The following is an 11,618-nucleotide window of genomic DNA, read 5'->3' as shown; positions in this document are numbered from 1 at the left end:
GGTTATATCTATGTAATCAAGTGACTAAAAATGCAGATGAACATAAAAAAGATGGAGTAGAAACCCATAAACTCGCAGAAGAATTGTTACCAGTGTACACCATTGCCATCACTCAAAAAAGATATTTTAAGGATGATAAAATGGTTCACGTATATTGCTTTAAAGAAAAAAATACAAATGATGAATTGAAAGTCTATTTTAAAGGATTTGAAGAAGAACAAGACTTGGCTTTAATGGCATTTTTAGAATTAGAGAAGTATAATAAAGATAAGATACAAGAATACAAGAAAGTGCGTTGGATTGAACTTTTTGGAAATCAACCCTATACACAAAAACCAGAAAAGATATTAGAACAAGCTGATCGTATTGTGAGTCGAATAGATTGGACAAAGGAGGAAAGAAAAATGTATGACGAAAGAACACGATATCTCCAAGCATATTCAAGTTTTTTAGCGACTATAGAAAAGGAAAAGAAAGATGCAAGAATGCAAGGGTTAGCAGAAGGTAAAGCTGAGGGGATAGCAGAAGGAATCGAAAAAGGAAAAGTACACGGTATCGAACATGGAAAGAAAATGATGATTATCAGTTTAATTAAAGATGGCCTTCTCTCGAAAGAAGAAGGTGCAAAACGATTAAGCATTTCTTTAATAGAATTAGACAAATGTTTGTCTGCTGATGAATAGTAGAATAACAATTTTTCAAGACGACTGTGGTCGTCTTTTTTGATATTATGCTGCATAATGTATTTTAAAATTTATTAGATTAATTTATAAACTTTTTAAAAAATTCTGACAAATAGTATTTCATTTGATACAATAAGAACTAACATTATGTTTTTAAAGGGAGAATTGAAATGGCGATTATTGGTGTCGGAATGGATGCTATTGAATTATCACGAATTGAAAAAATTGTAGTACAAGATTCATCTTTCATTCAACGAGTATTAACTCCAATGGAATATTCTGTGTATGAAACTTTAGGGATGAAAAGAAAAGTTGAATACTTAGCTGGAAGATTCGCAGCAAAAGAAGCGTATTCTAAAGCGTTAGGCACTGGAATAGGGAAAGCTGTGTCTTTTCAAGAGATTGAAATTCTAAATGCTGAGACTGGACAACCAGTATTAACTGCTCCGCACCATTATCAAAAACATGTCAGTATCACGCATACAAACCATGATGCGTATGCTGTCGTTATATTAGAAGAGACTCCCCAAATATAGAAGAAGGAAAGTGAAGATATGTTTCCTGCAATTCATAGGAATACACGTGTAATCGTTCATTTAAATGCAATTAAACAAAATATTAAAGCTGTTAAAGATCATTATCCCAATACAGATATTTTTGCCGTAGTAAAGGCAAATGCTTATGGACATGGAATGATGGAAGTGGCTAAAGCGGCTCATGAAGAAGGAGTTGCGGGATTTTGTGTCGCATTATTAGATGAAGCGATTCAATTAAGACAAGAAGGATTCCAAGAACCGATTCTGATATTAGGAATTAGCCGATTAGAAGATGTACCAATTCTCTGTGACTATCGTATATCTACTACAGTGAGTTCTTTAGATTGGTTAGAAAAAGCACAGACTCTAATTCCAGATGGAAAGCAACTGATTGTGCATCTAGCGATTGATACAGGGATGGGAAGAATTGGAGTTCGAACACCAGAGCAAGTCAAAGAGATCGAACAATTTTTAAGAGAATATGATGCGCAATTTATTTTTGAAGGTATCTTTACTCATTTTGCGACTGCTGATGAAGCAGATACGAGTCAGTTTGAACAGCAGTTGAAATCATTTAACGAGTGTGTTGAAGCTTTAGAACAACGTCCTACTTATGTTCATTGTTCAAATTCAGCTGCGGCTATTTGGCATGAAGGATTAACAACAAATGTTATTCGCTGGGGTATTGGCTTGTATGGATTAAATCCTTCTAATGGAGGATTAAGACTTCCTGATACATTACCATTAGAAAAAGCATTAACTTGGGAAACGGAGATTGTTTTTGTAAAACAATTACATGCAGGGGACACAATTAGTTATGGTGCTACCTATACTTGTAGTGATGATGAATGGATTGCCACATTACCAGTAGGATATGCTGATGGCTATCTTCGTGCGTATGCTCCTGGTGAAGTCATTGTTTCTGGAGTAAGATGTCCGATTGTTGGACGAGTATGTATGGATCAATGTATGATTCGTCTTCCTTATGAAATTCCTGTTGGTACAAAGGTAACTCTATTAGGAAAAAATGGTAATGAGCGCATTACAGCAGAAGAATTGTCTCATAGAAGCCACACAATTTCATATGAATCACTTTGTTTAATTAGTGATCGTGTGCCAAGAAGTTATAAATGATGATTAGGAGAAAGATAAATGGTAAAACGAGGAGAAGTATATTTAGCGGACTTATCTCCTGTAGTAGGAAGTGAACAGGGAGGAAAACGTCCCGTTCTAATTGTTCAAAATGATGTTGGAAATCATTTTAGTACGACGGTCATTGTCGCTGCTATTACGGCAAAACACGAAAAAGCAAATTTACCAACACATATTGAAATTCAAAAAGATCAATTTCAATTTAGCAGGGAATCTACTGTATTATTAGAACAAGTTCGTACAATTGATAAAGTTCGATTAATTGAAAAAATAACAGAAGTTGATGATGCCTTTATGGAAAAAGTAAATGAAGGACTCAGAATTAGTTTTGGAATTTAAAGGAATAACCCGTTGTTCAATCAACGGGTTATTTTTTTAGTCAATGTCATATTCAGGTCATATTTCTCTTTTATAGTAGACATATACATTGAGAACAAAGGAGAATTTTATATGAAAATTGCATGGAATGAAATTAAATATCAACCTAAAAAATTTATTTTAATCGAGGTACTAATCGTCATAATGATGTTTATGGTTATCTTTTTATCTGGATTATCAAATGGTTTAGGAAGAATTATTACCGCACAAATTGAAAATTTTGGAGAAGTACATTATATTCTTTCGAAAGATTCGCAAGGGGTTATCCCTTTTTCTAATTTAACAAATCAAAATGTAACAGAAATTGAAGCCTTAAAATTAGAAGATTCTTTTGGGTTAGTCATTCAACGTTCATCTCTTTCTAAAGAAGATGAAGATAATAATCAAGATGTAACGTTTTTTGCAATCGATCAATTAAATTTAGTATCAAGTAAAGTAGAAACGATGGATTATTCATTAGAAAAATTAGGAAATCAAGAAGTCGTATTAGATGAATCGTATAAAGAAAAAGGAATTGCAGTAGGAGATACGATTCAAGATAAAACTTCAAAAGAGAATTTAACAGTAGTAGCTTTTGCAAAAAATGCTAAATATGGACATAGTTCGATTGCGTTTGTAACAACAGAAACATATGAAGCGATGCGTAAAAAAATTGATCCAAATTACACTTGGAAGCCACAAACAATTATAACGAATCAAACAATCAATTCAGAAGATTTATCAAGTCAATTGGTTGTCTACAATTCAAAAGAATTAATTAAAAAAATTCCAGGGTATACTGCTACAAATCTAACTCTAACAATGATTACATGGGTATTATTAGTAGCGTCCTCAGCAGTTTTAGGAGTATTCTTCTATATTTTAACACTACAAAAATTACAACAATTTGGGGTGTTAAAAGCAATTGGAATGTCTATGAAACAAATTACCATGATTCAATTATCTCAAATTAGTATTTTATCTATTATCGGAGTAAGTATTGGATTAGGGTGTGCTTTAGGTTTAGTTTTTGTTCTCCCAAGTTCAATGCCTTTTTATATGACATTACAAGGAAATGTAACAATTGCATTAAGTTTTATTATGATTTCTATATTATGTGGAATATTATCCATCTTAAAAATTAAACAAGTAGACCCAATTGAAGTCATTGGTGGAAAGGGTGAATAAAATGTCAGTTATTGAATTAAAAAATATTACAAAATCATTTATGGATGGAATGCAAAAAAGAGAAATTCTTCATGATTTGAATTTGACAGTGAATAAAGGGGAATTTGTTGCGATTGTAGGGCCTTCAGGTTCAGGAAAATCAACGTTTTTATCGATTGCTGGATTATTATTATCTTCTGATTCAGGAGAAATTCATATAGCAAATCAAAATTTAACAAATGTAACGCAAAGTGAATGGACTAAGAAGCGTTTAGAATTATTAGGATTTATTTTCCAAGATCATCAATTATTGTCTTATATGACAGTCGGAGACCAATTAGAAGAGGTTTCTAAATTAAAAGGACAAAAAGATGCTGCTAAACGTAAAGAAGAAGTTCAAACATTATTAAAAGAATTAGGAGTAGAGGGATGTTATTATTTATACCCAAATCAAATTTCTGGTGGGCAAAAACAAAGAGTTGCCATTGCAAGAGCATTTATCGGAAATCCGCAATTAATTTTAGCAGATGAACCAACGGCGAGTTTGGATCCGGAAAAAGCACAGGAAATTGCACAATTAATTCAAAGAGAAGTAAAAGAAAAACAAAAGAGTGCTATTATGGTTACTCATGACCGTTCTGTATTAGAATATGTGGACACTGTCTATGAATTAAAAAAAGGAAGTTTAGTTCGCCTATAAGAAATATGCTATAATGTTCCTAATAAGGAGGAACTATGTTTAGTATATTAGTTTGTGAAGATGATTTTGCGATTAAAACAATGATTTCAACAAAATTAAAGCAAGAAAATTACTCAGTCTATACCGTACAAAATGGACAAGAAGCTTTAAATTTGATGGAAAAACAGCAGATTGACTTAGTCATTTCAGATATTATGATGCCTGAAATGGATGGCTATGAATTCGTTCAAACATTGCGAGAAACGAAGCATACATTGCCTATTTTAATGATAACAGCAAAATCTCAATTAGAATCGCTAGAAGCAGCTTTTAAATTAGGGGTGGATGATTATATGGTGAAGCCTCTACGGTTAGAAGAGCTCGTTTTAAGAGTGAAAGCATTACTGAGAAGATCTCAACTTGAAGCAGAAAAAGTGCTGACTTTTACTCACACTCGATTAGATTACAATACCTTAACAATGACGGAGTTAACAACAGGAGAACAAGTACAAATTCCCCCAAAAGAATTTTTCTTGTTATATAAATTATTAAGTTATCCAGAAAAAATCTTTACACGATTAGATTTGTTAGATGATATATGGGGAATGGAAGAAGATTATGATGAACGTTTAATCGATGCTTGTATTAAAAGACTTCGTCAAAAATTGAAAGGAAATGAAGACTTTGATATTGTAACCGTTAGAGGATTAGGCTATAAAGGAACAATGAAACATGGATAAACAAAAAGAAATTCAATTTTCACTTCGGAAATATTTTCTCCGCTTATTTTTTAGGATATTGATAGCGACAAGTTTGATTGGAGTAGCAGTCATATTTTTCCTAAAAAATCTTTTAAAAATTGAAACAAGTTTAACAATTTGGTTATTGATTTTTAGTGGCACGATTATTGTGATTGGAAGTTTAGTGATGTGGTGGGGATCCGTTCATTTAACACGTCCCATTTCTGATTTGAATGAATCAGTTAAAGCAATTTCTAAGGGGAATTATAATCATAAAATCCATCGTAGAAAATATCCAAAAGATACTGCAAAATATCATAATGAAATTGATCAATTAGCTCAAAATGTCAATCAGATGGCTGAAGATTTAAAGAAGAGTAGTCAACACCGTGCTGATTTTATAGTGAATTTCTCCCATGAATTAAAAACTCCCATTGCAGCATTAGTAGGCGTTAGTGATTTATTAGCCGATGAAAAATTGGATGAAGCTACAAGGAGGGACTTAACGCATATTTTACAATCGGAAAGTATGCGATTGAGCCGTTTATGTGATGATATTGTGACACTTACCAAAATGGAAAAGGACTTTTTGCCGCAGAAAAAAAGAGTACAATTGGATGAACAAATTCGACATGCAGTTATTTTGATGACAGAAAAATGGAAAGAAAAAGACATTTATTTAACTTTTTCAAGCAAACCTGTCTATTGTCAAACGGATGCAGACTTGATGATGCAAGTTTGGACAAATTTAATTGATAATGCCATTAAATATTCTGGAGATACGGTAGAATTAATCATTACAATTCTTGAAGAAAATGAGTACATAAAGGTTCAGATAGAAGACAAGGGAATTGGACTCTCTCCTGAAGCACAACGGCATATCTTTGAACAATTTTATCAAGCAGAAAACTCTCATGTTCAAGAAGGAAATGGTTTAGGGCTTGCGATTGTTCAATCCATTGTACATCGACTACAAGGAGAAATTTCAGTAGAAAGCGAACTTGGAAAAGGAAGCGTATTTGAAATTCTATTACCGATAGGAGATGAATCATTGTAAAATTGAAACTCAATGAGTTCCTGTAGAGAGGGGTTCGTTGAGTTTTTGTTTGTTTGAGATAGACTCGATAAGCAGAATAAAGGATTTTAATTGCTGAAAATAAGTATTTCGTATATAGTTTGAAATGTAAGAGAATATAAGAAAAAAGAGGGATTTAATATGAGTCAATTATATGTACATCGTAATCAAGTAAAACAAGGAATTGAATCATTAGAAGTAGCACTACCAATGGAGAAGGATTATTACTATTTTGATTCTTACAAAGCATTAGCACATTTTATTTCAGAACATTGCTTCTCAGAAGAAGATGAATGGAAGAGCACATTGCCATTTGAAAGAGAATTTGAAATTTGGAAAGAAAGCTTTGAAGCAGATCAGTTAGATTTAGATTATGACTTATTTATCGCTAGCTTATCTGAATACGATTATCAAACAATCTGTGAAGAGTATAAGGATGAATTGCAAATTGATTACCGTGAAAGTGTAGAAGAGTAGTATACCAAGAATAATAAAGGGACAAGGTTAAAACATGTGAGGTATTTTAACTTTGTCCCTTCTCTTTTTTAATGGGTTTCAACCTTTCTTGGTTAGATAAAAAAGAAGAGTCTAGGACAAAAGTCTAACCTTAAATATAAAAGTGAACAAAACAAGTTATCTGACACTCAGAATTTTGCCTTGTTTGCTTTTTACCTCATTTTAAAATAATTATATTAAAAACGCTCCAAGTATCTTCTAAAAATCACTTATATTTCAACATTTTTGATTACTTTCAATATGAAAAATTCTTACAAATTTATGTAAGAATAACCTAAATACAACAGAAAAAGCCTTGACTTCCAAGTTTTTTGCTTTTTATCAAGATAATTGGATTACTGATTTCCTCTTCTAGTCTTCTAACATATTTATTTTGATAATTTTTTAGAAATATCTACAAAAATACTTGACAAGTGAGCGATTACTCACTAGTATTCTAGATATAGTGAGCGATCGCTCACTCACTTAAAACTAGAAAGGTATTCGTTATGGAAAAATTACTCAATATTCAAGAACTTCATAAATCTTTTGGAAACCAAAAAGTATTAAATGGAATTTCACTCTCTTTAGTTCCTGGGAAAATTTTAGGACTAATCGGGCCCTCCGGTGCTGGGAAGTCAACCTTAATCAAGACAGCTTTAGGAATGGAAAAAGCGGATTCCGGTACTGCTTTTGTATTAGATGCTGAGATGCCTAATAGACATGTTTTAGGAAATATTGGATACATGGCTCAATCAGATGCGCTTTATGATTCATTATCTGGTTATGAGAATTTGCAATTTTTTGGTCAAATGAAAAAAATGTCTAAGTCTACATTAGAGTCAGCCATTCAACACGTATCCAATGTTGTTGATTTGACTGATCATCTAAAGAAACCTGTTGGAAGTTATTCAGGAGGGATGAAACGAAGATTATCACTCGCTATCGCTCTTCTTGGAAATCCAAATCTATTAATTTTAGATGAACCGACCGTAGGGATTGACCCTTCTCTAAGAAAGCAAATCTGGGAAGAGTTGGGAAATTTAAAAAAGAATGGAATTGGAATCTTAGTAACCACACACGTCATGGATGAAGCAGAACTTTGCGATGAAGTCGGTTTGCTTTTATGCGGGAAAATGATTGCTATGGATACTCCAGCTAAACTGAAAGAAGAATTTGGTGTTCACACTATGGAAGAAGTATTTCTTAACGCTGAACTCAGTCAAAATAAGAAAGAAGGATAATAAATGCGTATTTTTGCGATTGTACAAAAAGTTTTAAAAGAGCTCTTTCGCGATAAACGAACTCTTGCTCTGATGTTTGTAGCTCCAATTTTTATTATGTGGTTAATGAATATCATGTTCTCTGCCAATACTACCATCGATGTAAACCTTGCAACGGTGAATGTTCCACAACAGATTGTAACTAAGATGGAAGAGAATAGTCATTTAACAATTGAAATTTATCAAAGTAGGGACCAAGCAGATTCGGCTTTAAAAGATAATAAAGTTGACAGTGTGATTACTTATGATAGCAAGGATGGATACTCTGTGGTCTATGCTAATACGGATTCAACAAAAACAGCTGTTACAAGACAATCCATTAAATCAGCAATAGTTGCGACTCAAATCAATCAATTAGTGGAAGCTATACAGAAACTAACACCACAAGCAGCAAATTCACAAACTCATTCAGCTGCTCCGTTCATCTCAGAGACTTATGTTTATGGTAATGAGGATACGGGATTCTTTGCTAAAATGATTCCTATTTTGCTTGGATTTATCATCTTCTTCTTTGTTTTCCTCATTTCAGGGATGGCCTTACTAAAAGAAAGAACAACTGGTACTTTGAACCGCTTATTAGCAACTCCAGTCAAACGTTCGGAGATTGTCTTTGGTTACATGATTTCTTACGGTTTGTTGGCAATTATTCAATCCATCGTCATTGTTTGTTCAGCAATCTGGCTTTTGAATGTTGAGGTTGTCGGAAATATTTTTAATGTTATAATAGTTAGTGTGATACTGGGAGTCGTCGCATTAACGTTTGGTATTCTATTATCCACATTGGCAAAATCAGAGTTCCAAATGATGCAATTTATTCCACTTGTCGTTATGCCACAATTATTTTTTTCAGGAATTATTCCACTTGATTCAATGGCAAGTTGGGCAAGATATGTTGGTAAGGTTTTACCACTATCTTACTCAGGAGATGCCATGAATAAAATAATCATTGAGGGAAGAGGCTTATCTGATATTTCAGGGGATATTTTCGTTTTATTAGGATTCCTTGTTGTATTAACAATTGCTAATATCTTTGGAATGAAAAGATATCGTAAGGTTTAGGAGGAAAAATAAAATGAGCAGTAAAATATTAGAATCATACGATCACTGGTTGGAACAGGAAAAGATGCCTGCCGGTAAAAAGAAATCAATGAAAGCTGCCATTCAACTTTTTGCCCAAAAAGGCTTTAACGGAACCTCTACAGTTGATATCGCTGAAATGGCTGGTGTGAGTCAGGCTACTATCTTCAAGTATTTTAAAACTAAGGAAGAGCTATTGACTGAAATCATTCTTCCGGTCATACCGCAGATATTTCACGAGTTTTATCCAGCATTGTCCAAGTATAGCAAGTTAGAGGAAATCGTAGCATTTTTTGTTCAAGATCGATTTTCCTTTATCTTAGCTAACAAAGTTATCTTAAAGATTATTTTTCAGGAAGCTCTGATTAATGATCAGTTACGACAAAACATAATGAATCGAATGATGAGTCCGGATTTAGGAAATCAAATTCTCGAATTTTTAGATCATTTAAAGAAAGAGAATCCCCAGGTCAATCAGGAACTGACAACTGTTGAGATTCTCCGAATTTTTGCAGGCCCGTTTTTAGCATACTACGTACAGCGTTTCATCCTTGAACAAGAAACTGTAAATGAAGAACAGGATCTTCGATTCATACAAAATCACATTATCAATGGACTGCTTCTTAAGTAGAGCCACAAAAGATTAAAAATAATCAAGACTTAATCAATAGAGTCTTGTGAACGTTTGAGTGTAAAATTAAAGCGAATGAAACTAGAATTCTGTCTAAATGAGGCAAAAAGCGAACAAGACAGAATTCTAAGTGTCAGATAACTCGTTTTGTTCGCTTTTATATTTAAGGTTAGACTTTTGTCCTAGACTCTTCTTTTTTATCTAATCAAGAAAGGTTGAAACCCAACTGGTTAGCCGATTATCTGACTAATTAAATTAATAGCGGCAATTATTAAATGAGTTATAATTATCAGAAAAAGTTCTTCATCAGTGATGAATACTTAACAATCATGCTCAGCTTTCTAACGGCTGAGCATGATTGTTTTTTATTGAGTTAAAGTCTATATCCAAAACAGCAAACAACCTAAAGCAAGTTTCTATAGAATAGCCTTTATAGAACACAGTATTGAGTTTAAGTGATATAATAAGAGTATAGAAGAGATTGGAGGAATTGCTATTATGGAATTTATTCATAAAGTTCCAAGTGTCGAAGCTTATAACAAATTGAGAGTTAACTCTGGGATGAATAGTACTAAGCCGAATTCTGAAGTTAAAAAGGCACTTGATGGGACTCTTTTCGCCGTTTCTGTTTATGAGGATAATGAACTTATTGGACTAGGAAGAGTCGTAGGTGATGGAGGAATTACCTTTGTCGTGTCTGATATTATGGTGGATAAAAAGTTTCAGAGACGTGGAATTGCTAATAAAATTATGGGAATCATTGATCAATGGTTTGATGAAAATACACATGAGAGTAGTTTTATTACTTTAGTAGCTAAAATCCCGGCTGATAAATTATATCTTAAACATCATTTTTGTTATCTTCCAGAAAATAGAGTTGGGATGATTAGAGATAAAGATTAATGAATTAAGAATATAACTCTAATTTTAAAAAGGAAGGAGATAAGGAACAATGAAAAAACTATCAATGATTGAAAAATGTAAATTAATAGCTACAGTTTTAAAAAGTGATTTAACTCCAGAAGAAAAAGCTGAGAAATTATCTATACTAAAAGACGATTATGAATTTGAGACTTTTGCAAAAATGACTTTTCATGATTTGTACATAGCTATATTAGACCATTTAGGCATTGAAGAATATAAAGGGGATAACGTACGAATCAAACACATAGCTCGTGTATTTTAATACTAAATTTCATCCAAGTACTTAACACTTGTTAAGTGCTTTTTTGCATAAAAAAAGCATCTAGTAAAAACTAGATGCCAAAATAAGCAGGACTGTCGGGTCTCCTATATTTCTGGCACATCTCCTATGAGATGTCGCATTGGATTCTGATACTTCTCAACCTCTAAGTTCAAAAATAAAAAACACCTCACTTCAAAAAGCAAGGTGCATTTTTTCATCTTAACCATAGGGGTGTTATTTTCTTTTCTTAATATTGTTATCAAAAATCTCTTTAGACTTTTCTTTAGACACCCATTTACTCAAGTAATTTAAAAATAATTTAAAAATCAAAACTTCCCACATTATAAAATATTGATTTTAAAAGTATTTATTTCGTATCTATTCCATGTTCCAAAAATGTTCCGTGTTCCGTAAATGTTCCGTGAAATCGGCGAAACAAAAAATAGAAAACGTTGATTTAACAACGTTTTACAATCCCAGGAAACACTAGAAAATACAAAAAATGCCCCCTACAGGGATTTGGAAAGGACTTTCATATTGAGAGCAATTAAAAATAT

The 11,618-nt window shown here is 32.7% G+C and carries 14 protein-coding genes; all 14 read left to right on the top strand.

Going from position 1 to position 11,618, the window contains the following annotated elements:
- The coding region (locus tag RWR88_RS07580; protein ID WP_314451554.1) for a hypothetical protein at nucleotides 1-683 on the top strand (683 nt) is incomplete at its 5' end.
- Between the two features lie 170 nt (nucleotides 684-853).
- Nucleotides 854-1,219: a holo-ACP synthase gene (gene acpS / locus RWR88_RS07575; RefSeq protein ID WP_006703555.1), complete on the top strand. Its 366-nt coding sequence runs from the start codon at nucleotides 854-856 to the stop codon at nucleotides 1,217-1,219.
- An 18-nt stretch (nucleotides 1,220-1,237) separates the two neighbouring features.
- On the top strand, nucleotides 1,238-2,353 hold the full coding sequence (alr, locus tag RWR88_RS07570; protein WP_314451551.1) for an alanine racemase: 1,116 nt from the start codon (nucleotides 1,238-1,240) through the stop codon (nucleotides 2,351-2,353).
- A gap of 18 nt (nucleotides 2,354-2,371) precedes the next feature.
- A complete protein-coding gene (locus tag RWR88_RS07565; RefSeq protein WP_006703557.1) occupies nucleotides 2,372-2,710 on the top strand; it encodes a type II toxin-antitoxin system PemK/MazF family toxin in 339 nt (112 codons plus the stop codon).
- A 111-nt stretch (nucleotides 2,711-2,821) separates the two neighbouring features.
- Nucleotides 2,822-3,916: an FtsX-like permease family protein gene (locus RWR88_RS07560; protein ID WP_006703558.1), complete on the top strand. Its 1,095-nt coding sequence runs from the start codon at nucleotides 2,822-2,824 to the stop codon at nucleotides 3,914-3,916.
- Between the two features lies 1 nt (nucleotide 3,917).
- Nucleotides 3,918-4,595 (top strand): ABC transporter ATP-binding protein, encoded by a 678-nt coding sequence (locus RWR88_RS07555; protein ID WP_020991269.1) that lies wholly within the window; start codon nucleotides 3,918-3,920, stop codon nucleotides 4,593-4,595.
- A 35-nt stretch (nucleotides 4,596-4,630) separates the two neighbouring features.
- A complete protein-coding gene (locus RWR88_RS07550) occupies nucleotides 4,631-5,314 on the top strand; it encodes a response regulator transcription factor (RefSeq protein ID WP_006703560.1) in 684 nt (227 codons plus the stop codon).
- The gene (locus RWR88_RS07545; RefSeq protein WP_314451548.1) at nucleotides 5,307-6,371 is read left to right on the top strand and encodes a HAMP domain-containing sensor histidine kinase; all 1,065 of its coding nucleotides are present in this window, start codon (nucleotides 5,307-5,309) and stop codon (nucleotides 6,369-6,371) included. The genes RWR88_RS07550 and RWR88_RS07545 overlap by 8 nt, the downstream gene beginning before the upstream one ends.
- Before the next feature lie 159 nt (nucleotides 6,372-6,530).
- Nucleotides 6,531-6,866 carry a hypothetical protein gene (locus tag RWR88_RS07540; protein WP_314451546.1) on the top strand — a complete coding sequence of 112 codons (336 nt, stop codon included), beginning with the start codon at nucleotides 6,531-6,533 and terminating at the stop codon, nucleotides 6,864-6,866.
- A 527-nt stretch (nucleotides 6,867-7,393) separates the two neighbouring features.
- Complete coding sequence (locus RWR88_RS07535; RefSeq protein WP_314451544.1) at nucleotides 7,394-8,128, top strand: ABC transporter ATP-binding protein; 735 nt, start codon at nucleotides 7,394-7,396, stop codon at nucleotides 8,126-8,128.
- A gap of 3 nt (nucleotides 8,129-8,131) precedes the next feature.
- Nucleotides 8,132-9,226 carry an ABC transporter permease gene (locus RWR88_RS07530; RefSeq protein WP_314451542.1) on the top strand — a complete coding sequence of 365 codons (1,095 nt, stop codon included), beginning with the start codon at nucleotides 8,132-8,134 and terminating at the stop codon, nucleotides 9,224-9,226.
- Nucleotides 9,227-9,239: 13 nt separating this feature from the next.
- Nucleotides 9,240-9,875 carry a helix-turn-helix domain-containing protein gene (locus RWR88_RS07525; RefSeq protein WP_314451540.1) on the top strand — a complete coding sequence of 212 codons (636 nt, stop codon included), beginning with the start codon at nucleotides 9,240-9,242 and terminating at the stop codon, nucleotides 9,873-9,875.
- 498 nt (nucleotides 9,876-10,373) lie between these two features.
- A complete protein-coding gene (locus tag RWR88_RS07520) occupies nucleotides 10,374-10,778 on the top strand; it encodes a GNAT family N-acetyltransferase (RefSeq protein ID WP_314451538.1) in 405 nt (134 codons plus the stop codon).
- 49 nt (nucleotides 10,779-10,827) lie between these two features.
- On the top strand, nucleotides 10,828-11,061 hold the full coding sequence (locus tag RWR88_RS07515) for a hypothetical protein (protein WP_006703565.1): 234 nt from the start codon (nucleotides 10,828-10,830) through the stop codon (nucleotides 11,059-11,061).
- Nucleotides 11,062-11,618 lie beyond the last annotated feature (557 nt).

The sequence above is a fragment of the uncultured Granulicatella sp. genome (assembly GCF_963528195.1).
In the GTDB taxonomy this organism is placed as follows: Bacteria; Bacillota; Bacilli; order Lactobacillales; family Aerococcaceae; genus Granulicatella.
Note: the sequence above shows the minus strand (reverse complement) of the source record. Positions and strands in the feature narration are given on the sequence as shown.

Excerpts from the sequence above, each read along its gene's own strand:
- acpS (WP_006703555.1), top strand. The coding sequence starts at position 854 with ATGGCGATTATTGGTGTCGGAATGGATGCTATTGAATTATCACGAATT.
- alr (WP_314451551.1), top strand. The coding sequence starts at position 1,238 with ATGTTTCCTGCAATTCATAGGAATACACGTGTAATCGTTCATTTAAAT.
- RWR88_RS07565 (WP_006703557.1), top strand. The coding sequence starts at position 2,372 with ATGGTAAAACGAGGAGAAGTATATTTAGCGGACTTATCTCCTGTAGTA.
- RWR88_RS07560 (WP_006703558.1), top strand. The coding sequence starts at position 2,822 with ATGAAAATTGCATGGAATGAAATTAAATATCAACCTAAAAAATTTATT.
- RWR88_RS07555 (WP_020991269.1), top strand. The coding sequence starts at position 3,918 with ATGTCAGTTATTGAATTAAAAAATATTACAAAATCATTTATGGATGGA.
- RWR88_RS07550 (WP_006703560.1), top strand. The coding sequence starts at position 4,631 with ATGTTTAGTATATTAGTTTGTGAAGATGATTTTGCGATTAAAACAATG.
- RWR88_RS07545 (WP_314451548.1), top strand. The coding sequence starts at position 5,307 with ATGGATAAACAAAAAGAAATTCAATTTTCACTTCGGAAATATTTTCTC.
- RWR88_RS07540 (WP_314451546.1), top strand. The coding sequence starts at position 6,531 with ATGAGTCAATTATATGTACATCGTAATCAAGTAAAACAAGGAATTGAA.
- RWR88_RS07535 (WP_314451544.1), top strand. The coding sequence starts at position 7,394 with ATGGAAAAATTACTCAATATTCAAGAACTTCATAAATCTTTTGGAAAC.
- RWR88_RS07530 (WP_314451542.1), top strand. The coding sequence starts at position 8,132 with ATGCGTATTTTTGCGATTGTACAAAAAGTTTTAAAAGAGCTCTTTCGC.
- RWR88_RS07525 (WP_314451540.1), top strand. The coding sequence starts at position 9,240 with ATGAGCAGTAAAATATTAGAATCATACGATCACTGGTTGGAACAGGAA.
- RWR88_RS07520 (WP_314451538.1), top strand. The coding sequence starts at position 10,374 with ATGGAATTTATTCATAAAGTTCCAAGTGTCGAAGCTTATAACAAATTG.
- RWR88_RS07515 (WP_006703565.1), top strand. The coding sequence starts at position 10,828 with ATGAAAAAACTATCAATGATTGAAAAATGTAAATTAATAGCTACAGTT.